Genomic DNA, 20,356 nt, shown 5'->3' on the forward strand with positions numbered 1-20,356 from the left:
GTGTTGGTGTTGGTGTTGGTGTTGCTATTGCTATTGCTATTGCTATTGCTATTGCTATTGCTATTGCTATTGCTATTGCCATCTACGTTGCTAGTCATTGTAAAGCTAGACTGAGCAGGCAATGCAACGCCATCGCCGCCCGCTTTCACCACATAGGTTCCTCTCGTGGTATCCAGCGTTTTATACTGAAAACGGAAACTCCCGCTTGCGTCACTTTGCGTTTGATTCATCCAGTCCATGTTTCCTGCGGGATCCGTAACCGTAACGGTGACAAGCCTGCCCTCACCTGTACTAATTTGGCCATTTATGGTCACCATCTGAGTCTCTTGATTGATCACAGCAGAAAGTCCGCTAATGCTCGCTTCATCGGAAGCCGCATAACCTGGGCTCACACCAGATATGCTCAAGACAAACAGCGCTGCTGCTGAGAAAAAATGTTTATACACGACGCTTCGCCCCTCTTTATTGAATTTCATAAACGCTGGACAACGGTTGCAAGAGGCTACTGTTGAAAGACGCTCCATCCCATACAAATGTCCGAACTTTATATCCGGCAAGCTCAGAAGGAAGCTTGAAGCCGGAATGAAGCATCTTCATCGCTCCCGGGGCGATCTTTTCCGAGGTATAAGAAATGTCCTTCATGCTGCCATTGGAATCATACAAAGCTACAATCAACATAACATCTTTCGATAACACCAGATGGTTAGTGACACTCGCACTTGCATCGAGCCATTCGTTCGGACGCAAAACCGTTGCGTTGGCCGTAGAACCGACCGTGAAACTGGTGTTCACGCCAAACTGAGGCAGAACGGTAACAGTTGCTGTGGCCTGCAAATCCGTTCCCGCCACGGTGCCGTACACCTGAAACGCTCCTGGTTTGGAATATTCAGAGGAATCCAGATTGTTCCACACAACCGGAACCTGCACCGTCGTTTGATCGCTATATACAGCGGTTACAACACTTGGCAGCACCGGGGAGACCCCGGCAGTCGTAGTAATAGCGATAGGTTCAACACCCACCACTTCCTGTCCTGGAAGCGTGGGTACGATCATGTCGTCGTCCTTTTGATAGGCCTGTTCAGCGGTTTCGATCAACAATTGCGGTCCTAGGCTGCCTTTTTCCCTGGAATAATAATAGTGTGAAAGATTATTCGCTGTAAGCGAGGAAATACCCAAACTGAGTTTCTTATCCCCGGCAAGCTCAGCTAAGACCTGAGAAGTTACGTCAATATCCACAAATTGTTGGGCAGGAGGCATCTCCCACGTGCCCAGATCAGCGCCTGTGGTTGGCCTGTTCGTGTAATTCATTGTGGCTTCTCCCCAAGTGTCATCGCTTACAAACTGAACTTTGTCTGTGAAAGTCCCGCCAACAATAGAGGATGTAAGACGAAGTTTAGCCGATGTTATATTGTTGGGTACGCTTGATAAATTGAAGCGAACAAACGTCTGGCGTGGAACAAATTCCGAATTCCTCACCTCAAGATTGGTATTTTTACCATAGTTCGCCGTTGGTACGCTTGCACTCACCATCGTATCTGCCTCTGCGCCAATGGTTCTACCCGCAGCCTTTTTCGTATAAACCACAATCTTCGGTTTGCCGCCACCATTCTCCCTAGAATAATAATAGTGAGAAACGTTGTTGGTCGTTTGTGACGTGATAACCAGACTTAACTGCTTATCGCCGGCAAGTTCGGTGTTATAGGCAGAGCTAATATCTACATCCACGGAATTTTCTGCCGATGGCATGCTCCATGTTCCTAGTACAGCCCCTCCCGCAGGCTTGTTTGTATAGGTCAGCGAAGTTTCCCCCCAAGAATCATCCTGTACAAACTGCGCTTGATCGGTAAAAGTTCCCGCTGAAGCCGATGTCAGCTTCAGTTTCGCCGCAAAGGCATTTGAATCTGCCGGCACATTGCCTAAATCAAATCGTAAGTACGAATGGCGGTAAACACTTGAACTCGTTGAGTTCCTTACCTCCAATTTTTTACCTGTTCCATAGTTGATCGCTGGATTTCCTGCCCACACATACGCATCTGCGGTCACATCTAGTTCAAAAAAATCAGGACGGCCTAACGTGTGGTTGTTGATCCGATACTGATCGTTACTTGGACTGTTCATCACTAATTTTCCAATATCCGATAAGCCAGGAGCTCCTGTTTGAAACGCAAAATGGTCCGCAATCTGAACTTCCGGTTTGCCCCGGGGTGCGATATACACGTTATAGGTTTTCGTATCCAAATCGGCAAGTAATGTGACATGATAAAGCTCATTGGCTTGATAGTTCAGCCTGACATTTTGCCCATAAGCATTGCCATTACGAACATCGAAATAACCATCGGCATTCAATCGGAGAATCATCGGCAAAGCAGACTCGCTGTTCACGACGGACGATTGTCCTGTATAGCCGATTATACCCCCAATTTGGTTAGCTGTCGGCAGCAGATCGAATTCAATGGATTGAACCCCGGAATGTCCCGCTCCCAAATCAATGCTATTTGAATAACCGGTTGAAGATGACCATGACGGTACGCCGACCGCATAAATATACCCACCGGAAGCCGTAAAGTTGGAAATCGGACTGCCATTCAATTTCACCGCAGTAATGCCGGAAGCTCGTATCGCAATGGCCGAAGCGGCATTAGGATCATTGGCGGCGACCAGATTCGATCCGCTAATTTCCAGAGTCGAACCTTTCCAATCAACGGCAATATCGGTTACCGGCATTTTGGATGCAATCACATTTGCTCCATTTTGCGCCAGCGTCGATCCTGACTTCAGGATGGTTGATTGGACCTTACCGCTGCCCGTCTTTTCGATATAGGCCACTTTCCCGTCAAATGAAAAGGCATCGAAGTTACGTCTGAACTGCGGATTTTCTTCGTGAGACACATAATAATAACCCGAAGTTCCAGTCTCTCCAATGTTGTCAATCTTCAACGAGCTGGCTACCGTAGTAGGTACAGACAGGGCTATACGATTGACTTTGATGTCGCGATTTTCTCCGCTGGCTGTCGGATACAAAACCGTGTCAAAAGTCGTGTCCCCGGACACGTTTTTCGTATACGAAGCATAGGTAGCGTCGGACACGGAATAAAAAGCGTTCGAATAATAACCATGATCAAGTGTAGCCGTAACTTGCCCAGGATCGGCAGGAACGACTTGGATATCCCCGTAAGTGTCGTTAAAGACGGTGCTTACTTTTTTCGTTGACGCATCTAGCTTCGGACTCGCTGCAGGCAAAAAGTGCCAAGTTTGCTGGTACTTGTTCGTTCCGGCAGGCGCTTGCACAACATCGGAAACAATCGAGAAGGATGATTTGAGAAAAAGGGTGTCACGTGAATACTTGAAGCCAGGCACATTTTGGGTAACACCCGTAACAAAGTTGAACTTGCTATTATCCGTCCAGTCTTGAAACCAGCCTTCCGACAAATTTTGCGGCGTATCGTTGATTTCAATCGTATTGTGCGACTCCGTCGAGAATCGCAGCCAGTTGGAAATCGGATCATCACTGTAGGAATATGCACCGGGATCGACCAATAAAGGTCTGCCATACGCATAATAGGAGATCGCGTTATCATCGGGATGCCTGTGCGGCGCTGCCTGTTTCACGTTCGTAAACAAGAAGCGGTCATTTGGCGACCAGCCACTGCGCATTGCAGCAATTTTACTGTCCGGATACAGAATGGACGTGTAGGAAGGCATGGTTCCTTCCGCTCCCGCAGTTCCTACATAACGTAAGGCGTCATCGTTAGTAAGCTCACCTATTTGCTTAATCGTACCTTTGAGGTCCGTATACTGACTGTCACCAAGGCTGACGGAATAGCCGCCCGGATACGAAATATCGGCCAAGTATTTGCCTAAATGGTTCAAATTGCTATCAAATGCTCCTTGGAAAGGCACATTATTCATCATTCCGAGCTGTTTGATGGCAATCATGGGAGCGGTTGTTACTGTCGTATAGGTATCGCTGGACTCCATGTACGAGCCATCTTTATAAATTAGTGTCGTCATTAAAAAGTCATATCGCGAGTAAGCCGTCGGCAGCCAGGTCGCAGAATCGGTAAACTCAGGGAAGTAGATACCAAGGGTGTATAACCCCTCTGTTTCAACTGTTCCATGGTTGCCATCGGGACTAAACCCGCCAGGCGTATTTAAGTAATCCCCTATTTTCCAAAACGTTTTCAATAAATCTGTATTGGCCTCAGCACTCATGGAGGAACTCTCTCTTAACACATGATAAGCTTTCACCCAAGTGGAGGCCCGAATGCCCGTATCAAAATTTCTGGGAAATGACCCTGCGCCAGACACGCTCGTAGAGGCATCGCCATCAACGATAAAATCGATCAAATAGTCGATATATTTCGCCGCATACGTTTCATTCCCCGTGTTCATGTATTCCGCTAAAAGAGGACTAAGCCAATAGAATCGGGTAATTTGGTAATGGTATTCGATGTCTGCAATGGTTGGCGCAGGACCCGCCCAGTCCGTACCCGAAGGCGACCCTTGCCATGAAAATGTTTTACCATTATGGTTGGCATAAGTGAGCGTATTCTCATCCCATGCGGTATCGCCCGATTTATAAATCATCACATCAACATTTTCATTTAGCTCTGCTTTCCCGGATAATTTAAGAGTTGCCGCCGTAACCGTTCCCTTAATCGATGATAAATCAAAATTCAGATAAGCTTTACGTGTATTGGAGTCATAAGGAGCACCGGATTCCTGAACCTGAAGCAATGGCTCGCCGGCATGAATAACTGTATCATTCCCCCGAATGTAGGTATCCTTCGTAGACGTCAGGTTCACTATATGATCACCCGTTGCATCCGCATATTGGATCTCGAGCGTAGGACGGCATTGTGTAAGCGATGTTTGCGAGCAATCCTGCTCACGGCTGTAAATGTTCGCTCGGTTCGTGCCCTTGTAGCGTCCCATCAGCATGAAGCTGAGATTTGATCCGATCGCGCCTTGTACCGTTGAACGCATATCCAAATTGTACGTTTTGAATGCAGGCTCAATTGTAAACGTATTCAAATAAAATTCTTTTAAAGGCGTTGCAATCTGATCCATCAAGAGAGGCACCATGGTTGGATTTGGAGCAAAATCAGTCGGAATCGTTCGGGTTGTTCGATTTTTATAATAGTCGAGCAAATCCGATTTCGCCTGAACGTAATTGCCAATCTTTACATCGGATTGCACGGCACTCAGCCCTGGAAAACCGTCGTAGTTCAGTTTGCCTGGCGTCGTCCATCGTTGCCCTGCTTGATCCCAAACCCCAAAGAAGGATGCGTCTGACATATTGCTCGCCCCAGAGGAAGCGCTTACAGATATTGGATGAATAAATAACGATAAAAATACTTGAGCAAAAACGAATAGAGCAACAAGTAAACATGAACCCTTTTTTCTCTGTGTTGTCCATAAATTTCTCATCATGTTACCTCCCTGTCATACGGATATTGACCGTTCTTTCACTACCTGCGCTGGATGGGTTATTGCAACAATAACGCCATCCAACGAGGTTATAAACTTCTTTTGTTTTACCATTACATGCCTTATTTGATCAAGTGGAGCTAATTACCATATCTTTATCTTTAATGGCAACCTGATAACGCTCTCCATAACCGAATTCGTAAATGCCATCCATCACCTCCTTTATTTGCACGTCAGGCGCCGTCTCCCCATTATAAGGAACAAGTACCGTCAAGAAAGTCTTCGATCCGTTATAGCTGCCCTCAAATTTAACTCTCGTAGAAGGTCTGGCAACATCATTCATGTCCGAAAGTCTTCCAGGCAAAAATGCCAACTGCCCCTGCTCACTTGTAAAAATGGCCAGATTAGCCATATCGCTTGTTGCTACTACGCCGCCTGCCTCTTCCTTCACATCCGTGAAATCGAGATGAAAATAGCGCTGCACCTTATGCTGCTCCAACCCCTCTACCCGATCGGCAATGACAACAAACTTGTTTTGTACGAGAGAAATATGGCGATGATGGACAATCGGCACATAATTTAGATGGTAAGCGCTTGCGAGCTGATAAAAACCTCTATTTTCCACATTGTATATCTCTCCTTTTTCTTGCGGACCATAGTCCCAGGAGCCTCTATAGGCAAAGTGATCACGGTCATCGATGAGCAGCGTGGAATGATAGTTCGAGCTTTTGAACTGCTTGCGATCTTCATCCTCCCTGAAGCAAAAAAGACCGGGATCGCAAACCATCTCCTTGCCTAACGCCGTAAAATCAAAACTCATAAGATCGATATGGGCATGAAAGTTTTGAATCGGGCTGCGGCAAGTAAACAGAAAGCTAAGCGCCTCGCGATCCCAACCACTGCGGATAATCGCTTGATGAAGTGTGCGATTCCAGAAGGTGGTTTGCTTATCGCATACATATTCCTTTCCTTTTAGGGCATGCAAATCGCTGACGAAGCGCTGTACATCTAAGGCACGCCATACATGCCTGCTGGCCTCCTGCATAATCTCGTCTGTACTCATCAAGTTGGCAGCAAGCCCCAACCAAGTCATGTCGTCTAAAGCAAAATAGCCATATACGCCGCCCATAATCGCAAGATTATTCGCATGCGAGTCACCCACAGGCACGCATTTTCCTGTCGGCCTCAGTGAATAAATCGAGTAATCCAGATTTTTCTTATAGCGCTCCATATAGGATTCCGAGAATTGGAAACCAAAACGCTTAGCCAGCACAACGGCAAGACCAAACCAGAACATGCAGCCATTATGATAGGATGGACAGCCTTCTATCTGTCCGCCATCCTCCGTCAGTTGGGCGAAGCAGCACTTCTCGATAGCATCAATCGCGAATTCCCGCCATTCGTCCGCTTCCTTCAGCTCGGGAAAATAAAGCGCCGTGGTCAATATCCCCAAACATTCCATCAGATAATGGTTATGATCCGCTTTGGGCCATAGCTGTGGCGATACATGACGCAAGATTTTGATCTGCTTATAGACGGCAGTTACATACTGCTCCAACACTTCTTCCGTAAACAGCTCGGAATGTCCGAGATGCTCCAATACAAGCGGCCAAGTCTTGTAGCTGCGAATGCCCAGCTCAAGCGCCCGAAGCGGATGGCATTCCGAGTAATAGCTGAGCGGCAAATCGATCATATCCTCCGTCATTTTCACCGTGTCGATCCAATCCAGCATCTCTTCAATCACTTTGCGGCCGTACTTCTCGTTTTTCGTTAAAGAATAAGCTTCCAATAAGTCCTGCCAATCCGTCATGCGGTTCAGCTGCCACAAATACTCGTTATCATTATGTCTGCGTTCCAGCCATCGAGGCGGATTGCCCACAAATTCTCTTACGCCGCCAGTACCGGGAAGCATCAGCATGCCCTGATAAGCAAGCTCCGCCTTAGCTATCGTCTGCTGCACAGATTCAGGCATATGACTGGAAATATAGGCACTCTTTACGTCCATTCTCTCTAAACGGGCACGCACATTTCCTAAAAGCTCCGTTGTCGAAATCGGCTCTTTCAGCCATTTTTGTATGCTCATTACTTCATCTCCATCTCCCTTTATCAGCCTTTCAAAGCTCCGACCATGACTCCCTTAACGAAATATTTGGAAACAATCGGATAAAAGAACAGGATGGGCAAAGTTGCAACCATAATCGTTGCATACTTGATCGTTTCAGCAATTTGGAAGCCCTGATCTGAACCGGATCCAGCTGTCATGCTTTCCGTCGAATTGGCAAGCAAAATTTCGCGTAATATGAGCTGCAGCGGGAATAAATCCCTGTCCTTTAAGAAAATCGAGGCATAAAACCATCCATTCCATTTTTCAACGGCATAAAACATAATCATAACCGCAATGACCGGCATGGATAATGGGATGATAATCCGAAACAAGATGATAAAATGATTGGCTCCATCTATTTTCGCCGACTCTTCCAAACTATCCGGGATAGCCATGAAAGAAGTTCTCATAATAATCAAATTAAAGGTGCTGATCGCAAAAGGAAGCACAAGCGACAATAAAGAATTGTAGAGTCCGACTCCTTTAACGATCAAATACAGAGGAATCAAGCCGCCTTGAAAAAACATCGTTAACAAAATAATGAAAATGAACGCACGATTCCATAATACGTTTTTTCGCGATAATACATAAGCACCAAGAGAAGTTAGGAGCAGATTGATAAATACTCCCAAAACAATAATGATGAACGTGTTGCTGTAACCCGTTAAAATGCTGGCATTGGTTAATACTCGCTTGTAAGCCTCGAAATTAATACCATATGGCTTCAGAAGCAAGCCTTTATGCGCCATCAGGGAGCTCGCATCGCTAATTGAGGCCAACGCTACATAAACCAAGGGATATAAGGTAACTAGAACTAGCCCAATCATGATTACCACTATAAACGCATCAAACACCTTTTCAGACTGACTCACCTTGTTCATTTCGTCCCTCTCTCCTTACCACAATCCGTTTTTACTGATTTTACGGCTAAGCTGATTAGCTGCTACTAATAAAATCAAGTTAATGACGGAATTGAATAGTCCAACGGAAGCACTGAATCCCCAGTTAAATTCCAATAAACCTTTGCGATAGACGTAGGATGAAATCACATCGGCCGTGCTGTAAGTAACCGGATTATACAGCAAAATAATTTTCTCAAAACCGACATTCAGCAAATGGCCCATTCTCAAAATGAACATAATGGCAATTGTCGGCGCAATTCCTGGCAACGTAATATATAGAATCTGCTTCCAACGGCTTGCTCCGTCGATTTTGGCAGCTTCGTACTGCTCTTGATCGATTCCCATTAAAGCAGCCATGTAAATAATCGATTCCCAGCCAACTTTTTGCCAAATCTCAGAGAGCACATAAATCGAGCGGAAATACTCCGGCTTTTGCAGTAAAGCCTGCCCGTCACCGCCAAAGCTAGCCATAAGTGAGTTAATTACACCACCACTGTTGGTGAAATCCGTAATGATTCCGCAAATGACGACCATCGAAATAAAATGCGGCATGTAGGAAACCGACTGTACAAACCTGCTGAAAATCTTATTTTTCAACTCATTCATTAGCAAAGCTAACAAGATTGGGGCAGGGAATTCAAAAAGAATGGAATACAGGCTAAGGACGAGGGTATTCTTAAGAATTCGCCAGAAATAAAAACTGTTGATAAAATCCTTGAAGTTCTGCAAGCCAACCCAATCGCTCGCCAAAATTCCTTTCATGGGAGAGAAATCCTTAAAAGCAATAATAGCTCCATACATGGGCGCATAATGAAAGACAGCGTAGTAGATAAGCACGGGAAGCATCATCAGATATAAGGACTTATTCAGAAGAAAATCCTTCACGAATAGATCTCTTTTAGAAGTCATAAGGTTTCCTTCTTTCAAATCGTTTATAGAAAGGGAAGGACTAAACCTTCCCATCTTATCAAATCATTAATTATCGCTTGTTGTAGCGATCCAATGCCGCTTTTTGAATCTCAATCGCTCTGTTAATATTTAACGTTTGCAGCTTGGATAAGTATTTGTCGTATTCTTCAAGTGGTGCAGCTCCAAGAATGATTTTTAGCGATGTTTCATCCACCAAGGCATTCACTTCGTTCATAATTTTAGCTAACTCCGTGCTTTCTTGCGGTGAAGCCGTGATTGGAGGAAGCATATACTTCGCTGCATCTGTTTGCTGCCATGCAACGATCGCGTCTTTTTGCTGCTTCATCGTATAGTACTGCTCGAGATATCGTGGATCCTGAACGAAAGGTCCGCTTGTATTTCCTCTAATGTAGAGGCCCATTGCTTGCGCAAGGGATAACTTCTCAGGATTGTTCATCAGCAGATCCGTATATTTCGGATACCCGTTATCCATTTTGTAGCTGACACCCTCCGTGCCGAAGTTAAAAAAGTTATGTCCTTCTTCACTATAGCCGTAGTCGAGGAATTTGGCGGCAAGCTCTACATTTTTGCTCGTTCCTGTAATCGCAATCATGCCACTTGGCTCAGAGCCAAATGCAAAGCTTTTTTGACCGAATTTCGGTTTATCGCCTTTGTTCAGAACTGGATATGGAGCTGCAACAAGATTATATTTAGGATCTTTGCCTTGGACAGCGCCTAACCATTTCCCCATACCGCTTCCAGCAGCACCAATCGAGGCACCGGATTTACCGGATGTCATATTAGCATCCTGCGCTTTAATATCTACAGTCGCGATGTTTTTATCAAGCAGGCCTTCGGCATACCATTTACGCATCGTAGCAAGGAAATCCTTATATGAAGGCTGGGCCGGACCATACTTCACTTGGCCGTTATCCACATAGAAGGAACGGTTAATTCCGTAAGCTCCTATGAATGCTCCATTGTTTAGATCGTTCAATCCCCGGAATGTAAGAGGAGCCTCCATCCCTTTTTTCTCTTTGAATGCTTTCAATACCGTATACCACTCATCCATCGTGGTCGGAACTTGAAGGCCCAGCTCGGTTAAATAGTCTTGTCTCAGCATAGGCCCTTGGAAGACCATCAGAGACTCATCCCCACGAACGAACGGGAAGGCATAGTAACTTCCGTTGTCTGTTTTCACCATTTTGTCGACTTCAGGATGCTCTTTTAAATATTTCTTCAAGTTAGGGGCGTACTTATCAATGACATCATTGAGTTTCATAATAACGCCATCTTTGATTGCTTTTTCAGGACCGCCAGGAAAGTTTGTCTTCCAATTATATTCGATCATGTCCGGCAAATCGCCCGAAGACAGCATGACGTTTAATTGCTCTTTTTCTTGACCCGCAACCGGATTTTGAAAATTGACGCCAACTCCCGTTTTCTTCTGCCACTCCTGATAAAAAGGAATATCATTCACGTTAGGCTTAATCTGTAAAATCGGCGTATAATCCGCTGTCCATAACGAGAGCTTCGTGTCGCTTTTCAGCGGATACGATATGGCGGTTTGTTCAACTGGAGCGCTCGATGATGGAGTCGATTGTTTATCCGTTTTGTCACTGCATGCGATTGCAAGTGAACTTAGCATGATGATGGATAAGGTGCTTGATATCAGTTTTACTTTCTTCTTCATCTGTGTTTACCTCCCTATAATATGTACGATGTCGGGCAGCTTCCCTTTCGCCTCTTTATTATGCTTTTGTTAACCCGATTTGAATATCTTAAAATCCTCCAACGACATCAAAAAAAACATAAAATCGATCTGAAATTTGTACAATCGCATATTAAATTTGTGATTTCCCCGGTTAAAAAGGAAAAAAGACCGCTTTGCAGCAGCCTTTGACCTCAACTTTGACCTTGGGGAACTACAGGACGCTATTTCTGTAAAACGAGCCCCTTTACGTACGGAAGGGGAACTATGTTCCTTTATTTCAACGGATTTGGTTGAAAGTCCGCCCAAAACATAGAAATAAAGCCCTATAGTTCCCCATGAATTTGAAAACGGACCGATTGGGCAGAAATAACGCCCTCAGATTCCGTCTCAATTATTTCAAATACATCTCTTTATATTTGCCCGGCGTAACGCCTTCATACTTTTTAAATATCCGGATCAATGCGTTGACATCGCTGAAGCCGACAAGACTTGATATTTCATTCAAGGTAATGTTCTGATTCTCGATCAATTCCTTGGCTTTCATAATACGAACTTTATTGATGTAATCGAGAAGCCCTTCTCCTGTCTGCTCTCTGAATAATTTGGATAAATAGGTTGATTTCATCTCAAACCGTAAACCGATCATCGAGATATTCATATCCGCATCGTGATAATTTTCTTGAATAAAACTGACAATGTTTTGTGCTAATGTCTCCAAATCTTGATGCCTGATCTGAATCAACGTTGATTTTCTTTTGGCCAAGTTGTTACTGCATACTTCTTTCAGCATCTCTGTGAGCTGTTCATGCATATCCTGCATGGTTTCGCATGCGGTCAGCTTCTCGATCTCTTTCAGGCTGCCGCCAGACGATTCTTCCTGGGTATCGCCAATTTCATGAAGCGCCTTCACCATCGTGCTTACCAAATCAAACATCAGACAGCGGGCTAGCGGTAATGAAATCTGATTGATTTTCAAATTCCTGTCCACGATGGTATCCAGCGTTTCCTTTGCCCTGTCATATTCGCCAATTTTCAAAAAGTTAATGAGCTGCTGTTCCACCTGCAACGGGTAATAATACCCTTGGGGGATTTCATTCAGTGCCTCACTTTGAATTTCATGAAAAGAAATTATTTCTTTTCGGCCCATAATAAGTTTATATTCCATCGCATCAACAGACTCTTTGTAGGCAATCGAGAGATCGACAATGGACGTGTGAATATTACTGATCGAAACCGTTAGATCAATTTGAAATTTCGTTTTCAAAAATTGCTGCGCTTCTTCGGTCATCTGCCGTAGTTCGGCCAAACTGCCTGCTTGCCCCGTGTCACGGAAATTGATGATACAGGCGAGCATGTCATCGATCTCCGTCATATAACCAATATGCTTCGCGTTCATGATATCCTCAACAACATTTGAAACGATAAACTGAAGCAGTTTGGCCTTTTCATGATCACTTTTCCCACTGATGCTCGAAAAAAACAGCTCATTTGCCTCTACATAAAACAAAAGCACGGCAAATTGATCACTGTCAAAGTGCATTTCGAATGCAGGTAACGCATCCTCGATCGGGATTTGGTTGTCGACCCTGCCTTTTAACAGCCTGTTCATAAAATTGGATCGCAGCAAATGATTTTGCTGTTTGAGACGAATGTTGGCTTGCTCTTTTTCATTTACTGTATTGGAAATCATGTGCTGGATAAATTGAAATTCGTTGCTCCCGTCATTTAATTGTTCATTCGACTCACTTTTGAAAGTAAGAATTAATTGCCTGATCGGGTTGTAATTTTTTTTCAAAAAGAAGAAAGTTAACAAACTTCCCCCGAGTATACTCAGAACGATGCTAATATAAGTAATCCATCTCACATTATTCGCTTTTTGCCACACTAGAGCGCTAGGCATGATGGTTACAAATTTGAGATTCGTTTTCTTGGAGGAAATATAATAAAACACGGAGTCTTGTCCATTGTAGGTTTCATGGAAGAAGCCTTGATCATCAGAAGCAAACTGATTCGTCAATACCGGTTGCTGATTGGTTTCCAAAGAAGAGAGCAGAATCTGGTTCTCTTTATTCAAAACCAACACTTCGCCTCCATTGAACAATTGAACGTTCTGAAGGGCCGTTAATAACTTGGATTCGTCTACAAGAATCACAACCGCTCCCTCTGGTTTCGTATCCGTGTTCGACGCAAAATAACTAATATGGGCTATGGACTGATGCATGCTGCCGCTCAAGCTTCTGTAAACCATTGGAACAAAAGATGGCTCTTTTCTCGAAGTCAACATAAGCTGAAATCAGGGCTGTTATGGACTTGCTCGTACACATCTTTGCCGCTTCGTACTAACCCCGGCATGAGGCCGGTATCTCCCATCGAGTAATACACATAGAAATCAGTAATTTGAGGATAGAACGTTTTATACAGCTTAAAATCCATCGCCACTTGATATAGGGAATACTGGTAGTCGTCCCGATTCAGTTTGTTCGTATACATAAGATCTTGAATCTTGGCGTTCCAGGTAATTTCGGTATTCAGTCGTAAAACGCTCTCAAATTCATTGTCCATAATCTCCCGAACTTGTTTCAATAGCGCATCATTAGCCCTATGGATTTCATCTTCCAGAGCCGCGTTCGATTCACGATATACAAACACACCAATTAGAATCGGCAGGAGTAAAATGGCAACGTAAGAAAATAGCCAGGTTAAGATAACGCTTCGTCTTTTCATCCAAATACTGTTTAGCACGATGTTAGCCCCCATCTATATTTCCAAACAAGAAAATGTGTAGTTCCATGGTACACTACCTCATCTTAGTTTGAATAGAGCCAATATTTTTTTCTTCGCCATCCATTCAAAGCAAAAGACAACCACAAGGGTTGTCTTTTCCAAGTATTTATTTGCTTATCTTGGCATCCAGCATTTTGCTAATCATAGCGGCTGCCTCTTCTCTAGTAATCTGTGCCTCCGAATGAAGCGAGCCGTCCGGGTATCCGCTGATGACACCTAGCTTCACAAGCATTGACACATACGGCTTGGCCCAGCCGGGGATAGCTTCAGCATCGGTGAAGGCATCCTCTGCACCACCCGCAGCATCTGTATCCACCTTCATCATGCGGCCGATGATCGCAATGGCCTCCGCTCTGGATATCGGTACCGTAGGGTCCAGATATCGTTTCTCATCTTTCGTCGTGCCTCCGAGCCATCCTTGTTCAATGGCCGCTGTGACATAAGGCTTAGCCCACGCAGCGACAAGCTCTTGATCCACGAACTCAGGTGAGATCTCGTGTGAGGTGGAGACGGACGTTGCGCCCTCGGCACCAACGGCGATTTTGGCAAACTCTTGCCGCGTAATGGAACGATCTGGTTCAAAGGCTAAACCATTACCGGAAGGAACGCCATTCACTATACCCATGGAAGCTAATCTGTACACCATATCATGGGACCAATGCGCTTCAGGCATATCCTCGAACACCGGCAAATCACCGTTATACATTAAGGCATATTTGCTAAAATGCGGCAACGAAGCGGTTATCGTGCCTGCTGCCGGGTCTACGCGACCACCGACATATTCCCACTTATGCGTCTGTTCATTATACCAGTATATCGCCGCTCGACTTGGATCCTGAAGTTCTTCCAGACTATAGCGAACAGTCAGTTCCGCCGGCTTTTGAAGCACCGTAGGTTTATCGAACTTAAACTCATAAATGTCGCCAATCACTTTCAGACGACCCACCTCATATTTCTTCGGATCCCGCACGGCTCCAATGCCCAGTCCAACGCTTTCCTGAAGCGGCTGAGCCGGTATGCGAATGACGGCACGATTGCGAATCTTAACGACACTTTCCTGATTATTGGTAAGAATGGCTGACGTAATGTAATCAACGCCCTGCTCTTGCTCAATCAACCTTTGCAGAATTTTTTGCAGCGTATCTTTTACAGGTGAATCTGTGGACTCGCTGCCACTGCCATTGCCATCGCCATGCTCGGACCCACCGGACGTTGGCGGCACGTACCAATCATCGTATTGAACAGGCGGAGTCTCCGGCGCTCCACGCGGTTTGGTTACTTTTACAGCCATCGTATCCTCAAAAGCAAAATCTCCCGCCACCGAATAGGAAGCTTTAATGACCATATCGCCTTCATATTCAGCCTGCAAGCGTCCCTGCTCTGAAATGTCCCCATTCGTATCCCCCAAGAGGACGCTCCACTTCACACTGTTAGGATCAATGCTGAACGATTTGCCTTCTTTATCTGTCCCTATGAGTTCCAACGACTGTTCGCTGCCCGCTTCTAGCTGCAACACACCGTCAATCATCAGTCCCTCTTTCGCACGCAGCTCCACTTTGGTTAGTGAGCTCAGTTGACTATTGACAACTTCGGCATTCAGCATGTTTTCATTCCCTGCGATATCTTTCGCGGTAACAACGATAGGCTTGGACAAGTAGCCCTCCATAGGTATCGATTTCTCAAAGGCGCCACTCGTCTGAACGTCAATTGGCTCCTCATTTATCGTTACCGTACTGCCCGGCTCCGCCATCCCTTTCACGATAACCGCTTGCTGGTCAGACGTGGTGCGTGCACTTTCCACTTTTAAATCAGGCACAGTCGTATCCGAAATCACACGAACGCTGGAAGCCGTGATATCGCCTTGCGCATTCGTCGAGAATAATTGGATGACGTTCTCCCCTTCATTTAACGAAATGGATCGTTCCCAATCGGCCCCTGATTGCCCTTCTTGCTTCACGTTATTTACAATGACGTCGGATGATACGGCTTGATCCGCTTGCATATGCAAGAGCGTACTATTTTCATTCGTGATATAGGTTGTCGTTCCAGCCTGCGAATACGTATTGGTAATGGGCTCATGATTGGCATGAAACACCGACAATTGTATATGGGCAGGTTGTGGTTCCGGTAAAAGGACCGCATCCGTAACCGCAGGCTCGCTGTAGACTTTGACGCCGTCAACTAATTTGTAAGCGCCGATGGACACTTTGTAAGAGGAGCCTGGCAGCATACCGACTTTTTCACCGGCTTCGTTACGCAATGTCCCTCCGATATTCGCCTTGTGAACATCGCCAGCCAGTTCAATGACACCCAAGCTAGGTATAGCCTTCCCATTCTCGTCCAACACTTGTACCGTGTATCCATCTACCGCTTGCTCATTCCAGGAAAGCTCGAACAGTCCATTGCCTGCCGGGCGCAAGTGAACCTGACCTGGAGAAGCCGGTTGATGCGGATTCACCAGGTACAGCGGTTGGCTGCTGTATTTGCTGGTTACATTCGAATCGCCCTGTGACAAAACTGCCTTCACATAATACGTACCGGTAGGCGTCGAGTTCGGCAAAACGATTTGCGCAGAACCTGCGGAAACGTCAAGGTCTTGAACAAGCAGACTACCAGGGTCATTCTCATTGTTAGTGCTAAGGAATAAGGATACCTTTTCATTCGTCGTATGATCACTTTGCCAATTCACCGATATCTGCTGCGGATTCGTGGCATCCGGTTGTTGGACATCGACGGTGGTGAATGTTGGAGGTACGGTAACATTTTCAAGTGTCCACTCCAGTTCACGATCTGTCGTTACACGCCAAGTCCCGGCCATGGGATGCTTCATCGAGATCAAAACGCTTTGCTCACGCTCTCCGGAAGCAGATTCTTCAGCAGGAACTTCCTGAATGTCGTAATTTTCGCCGGAGACAAGCGGGTATGGATTGCCGGATGGATCCGTGACTTGAAGCTCAGCGGGATCCCCTGAGTACGTAATGTCCAGTAAGGCCATCTCTTGCTCCGAAGATACCGGAATGGAGTACACATTCGGACTGGCAGCTTTCAGCAATCTTCTCGTTGGCTGCTGTTGGACATTACTTCTTGGCCCTGAGCTGGCAACGGGCTTCATGTTTGTTCCGAAGCTCATCGTTCCGGAAACACTCCCTGACTCATCATAATACGTCTGTTCGATGAAGCTCTTAGCTGGCTGATCGGGAGCCGCTCCTTCATTGCTTGGTGCCGCCTCTCCAACCATTAAGCTTCTGCTGCTCATTAAATTACGCTTGCCCAACGTGATGGACGGCTTTTTGTCGCCCCATTCATACTCAAAGCCCCAAGGAATGCCAATAAATTCTACGTTTCCTGCCACTTTCTCCGAGCTAATTTCGCCTTCGGCCGCTGCAAGCACCAAACCTCTCGGAAGCTTCACCTGCAAATTGCCGCCGCCTGCCAAATAAACAGGTCCGAGCTTGCCATGCTGCTCCGGATCGTACCGGAAGACCACATAGACTTCGCCGGTGAGCAAGTTTTTGATGTTAATTTTGGCCCCAGCCTTGAGTTCAACGCCAAACTGCGAGAAGGAGTCCTTGAGCAGTACGCTTCCGTATACTTCTTCCAGGAGCTGTATCCCGAGCACCTCGAATGCGCCGGAGAATTCAACCCCCCGCATCGATAGCCCTACCGTGGCATCATCCGCTTTAAACACTTTGGCGATGCTCAAGCCGCCAATCATTTCTAATTTTAGTGGAGGCAGAAATTGATAATTGCCCATTAACGTATCGTAGATGTTATAAATTCCGCCTCCACCCTTCGTAATATAGGCAACCGGAGCGATTGGAATGAGCGGAATACCCGGTTCCCCGCCGACAACGAAGCGGAAATTATCGATAATCGGGAAATTCGTATCGGTTAATCGTATGGTCAGCATTCCGTTCAACTCGACCACTTTAAATTGCACATTGGCTTCAATTTCATATTTCTTCTCGAACGTATCTACCCGAACAACACCGTCTACCCCCAGATCAAGTCCTGGGACCAGATTTTTCGGCAGCCCCGCTTCCCCTTCGGCTCGCAATCCCAGAAACCCGAATTTACCCGCGGGCCCAAAGGCATTGTCCAATTGCCGAACACCGAATTTGGCCTCATCCAAATCGACGGAGACCAATACAGAGCCTGCCCCGTCGTCTTCGCCGTCTACATTCTCCGTCACATCTGTCGGTGGATTCGACGGTGGATTCGATGGATTGCCTGAGTCCCCGTCTTTCCCTGTATCTTTCTTAGGGCCTGGCTCGAAATCCAAGGCAAGCCGTCCACCGAAGGACACGCTTTCTGTTCCAATGACAGCGTTTTTGATATTAAGTTGAAACCACGCAAGTCGTTGAATAATCGATAAACCTTTTAATACATCCCACTTGATTTCAATCTTCTGTTCCTGCTCATCTTCCTTGGCTTCCAGCGCGTATTTTTTACCGTCCTCCAACTCAACGCTGAAAGGCCCATAGGCAAATTTGAAGTTCGGGATCGAAAGTGCCCCATTCCCTTTCAAATTAATATAGTCCTGAGCGTGTGTGCTATCTTTGGCGCTCTTCTGAATGGTTATCTTTTGCGAGGCCTCTCCGAAGATAGCGGTCAACATATCTGTTGTGTCGTGATGAATGACTGAGTTGATCGTCGAACCTTTATCAATCTCATAGACAACTTTCCCGCCATCGCCGTTTTTCGCCAGGATGGAACCTCGAATTTCCAGCAGCGAAACTTGGCGGCCGCCTGAGCGTTCGAACTCCATTTTATAATTCGCAAGCTCGGTTTCACTCTTCACAGGCAGCAAACTGTAGGTTTGCCCTGTCTCTTGCGTCATGTTATCGCCAACGACCAGCAGAATACCGTAATCTTTCGATTTAAAGCTTTTATCCAACGTAAACTCGATTTTTTTCTCAAATACTTTGCTGCCTGCCGTCAACCTCACCGTATAGGATCCCACTTCAAGCTTATGCTGCTTCCACAGGTCGCTGGTTAAATTCAACTTGGCCGTAATTTGCTTATCATCTTGTATGGATACATCCGATGCAGGAATCGCTACACTTGCTCCATCGCGATCCCGGATAACGTCCAGGTTCCAACCTGACGATCCTTTCAAAATTTCAAACCCTGCTCCTTGCAGCGTTAGCGCAGGTTTCTCATCGAGCGTGTACAGTTTTCTCGGGAAAACCTCCATCAGCTGCATGCTGGGGATTTCCCCCGTTAAGGCAGGGAGAACAACATAAGAAGCCTGAATGCTTTCCTCTCCGCCTGCCGCTTGAGCGATAACTTGAAATTGCGCTGCTTTATACGCCAGCTGCACTTTAGGTTTTACGCGCCATGTAACGGATTGAGTCTCGCCGCCCTTCATACGGCCTACTACTTTCGTTATTCCCTGCCCGGGTGTGAGCTCCAGCTCATCAGGCAAGCCAAGAGTGACCTGAATGCCCTCCATATTCACCGAACGGTCAATGGCATTATCAATATCAACGCGTATCTCAAACTCATTTTCGTTGTAGCCGTTACGATTATCGTTAAGCGTCAGCTGCTTGGGCGCACCAATTTGCAACCGGTACGTAGCTTCTTTCTTTGATGTGAAAAAGCTGCCTAGACCGTAGTACGTCTCGAATACAGCCTCACCACCCGGGGCAATGTTAGCCGGGTCCCAATAAAGGGCGACTGCACTATCGGCAGAACCGTAAGCGTTCTGCTTGTTCGTAAAATCGAGCAGCGGATTTACGGTATAGTCCCATTTGGTTTGGGAAATGCCATTCCAATGGGCAATAATCATCTGATTCGGGGCTTTATTTCCCCAGCCTTGCATAAAGCCGTATGACATCACCTTTGGATTGATGGGATTATCCGTCGCACTCCAATAATAAGGGAGCTGCCCTGTGATAACCTTCTCGTTGGAAATGTACGTATTCCCACCAGCTACCGAAATGGGCGAAGCGTCTTGCGGTCCGAGCATCGTATCCAGCAAAATCCGGGAGCCCACACTCTGATTCTGGCTGGTTTTATTTTTCACTTGATACGAAACTTTCATATTGCCTGCGTTAGGATTCGTCGGATCGTCGACGAGTGTTAGCGTCTGCGTAATATCCATACCTTCGATGTTCCATACCGACTTATTCGTCAACCCCTGATTTGCCGGGGAGGAGGTAAAACTTCCGTTCGATCCCAGGAAGCCATATCCGTTGCCGAAAATATAATCTTTCCCGTTGATGCGAAACGTCGTGAAAGAAGTCTCTGGCAGCTTTTCCTTGAAAAGCAGCGCCTTGTTATCGTCGCCGCTTTTTAATGGGGAGCCTTGCTTGGTATTGACACTGAACCTTCCGGTCTCTTTATTCACGCTTACTTCCATGAATGTATTGGAAACTGTAAGTGGTGTCAGTTCATCTTCTGCGGCCAACGCCAACCCGCTTCCGATCGGAAAGAGCAGGACAAACGCGGCTCCAATGAGCGCTATTTTTTTGCCTATCTGAAATCGATCCTTGATCATTGCTCACACTC

At 46.1% G+C, this 20,356-nt stretch carries 9 protein-coding genes; all 9 read right to left on the bottom strand.

Translation table 11 applies throughout. The features are described 5' to 3' along the window. Window positions 1-446, bottom strand: a 446-nt coding sequence (locus tag PCH02S_RS36005) for a hypothetical protein (protein WP_176589898.1), incomplete at its 3' end; no start/stop codon positions are given. Window positions 447-462: 16 nt separating this feature from the next. Next, a complete protein-coding gene (locus tag PCH02S_RS31930; RefSeq protein ID WP_164819819.1) occupies window positions 463-5,298 on the bottom strand; it encodes a CBM96 family carbohydrate-binding protein in 4,836 nt (1,611 codons plus the stop codon). A 262-nt stretch (window positions 5,299-5,560) separates the two neighbouring features. Next, window positions 5,561-7,513 (bottom strand): heparinase II/III family protein, encoded by a 1,953-nt coding sequence (locus PCH02S_RS31935; RefSeq protein WP_127458147.1) that lies wholly within the window; start codon window positions 7,511-7,513, stop codon window positions 5,561-5,563. Window positions 7,514-7,536: 23 nt separating this feature from the next. Then, entirely contained in the window at window positions 7,537-8,415 is an 879-nt protein-coding gene (locus PCH02S_RS31940; RefSeq protein ID WP_127458148.1) for a carbohydrate ABC transporter permease, read from the bottom strand. A gap of 15 nt (window positions 8,416-8,430) precedes the next feature. Continuing rightward, window positions 8,431-9,345, bottom strand: a complete 915-nt coding sequence (locus PCH02S_RS31945; RefSeq protein ID WP_127458149.1) for an ABC transporter permease — start codon at window positions 9,343-9,345, stop codon at window positions 8,431-8,433. A 70-nt stretch (window positions 9,346-9,415) separates the two neighbouring features. Continuing rightward, window positions 9,416-11,038 (bottom strand): type 2 periplasmic-binding domain-containing protein, encoded by a 1,623-nt coding sequence (locus PCH02S_RS31950; RefSeq protein ID WP_127458150.1) that lies wholly within the window; start codon window positions 11,036-11,038, stop codon window positions 9,416-9,418. A gap of 412 nt (window positions 11,039-11,450) precedes the next feature. Further along, complete coding sequence (locus tag PCH02S_RS31955) at window positions 11,451-13,307, bottom strand: helix-turn-helix domain-containing protein (RefSeq protein ID WP_164819820.1); 1,857 nt, start codon at window positions 13,305-13,307, stop codon at window positions 11,451-11,453. Window positions 13,308-13,336: 29 nt separating this feature from the next. Beyond that, window positions 13,337-13,801 (bottom strand): hypothetical protein, encoded by a 465-nt coding sequence (locus tag PCH02S_RS31960; protein ID WP_127458152.1) that lies wholly within the window; start codon window positions 13,799-13,801, stop codon window positions 13,337-13,339. 148 nt (window positions 13,802-13,949) lie between these two features. Then, window positions 13,950-20,345 (bottom strand): S-layer homology domain-containing protein, encoded by a 6,396-nt coding sequence (locus tag PCH02S_RS31965; protein WP_127458153.1) that lies wholly within the window; start codon window positions 20,343-20,345, stop codon window positions 13,950-13,952. Between the last annotated feature and the right edge of the window lie 11 nt (window positions 20,346-20,356).

Source organism: Paenibacillus chondroitinus NBRC 15376, from assembly GCF_004000765.1.
In the GTDB taxonomy this organism is placed as follows: Bacteria; Bacillota; Bacilli; order Paenibacillales; family NBRC-103111; genus Paenibacillus_E; species Paenibacillus_E chondroitinus.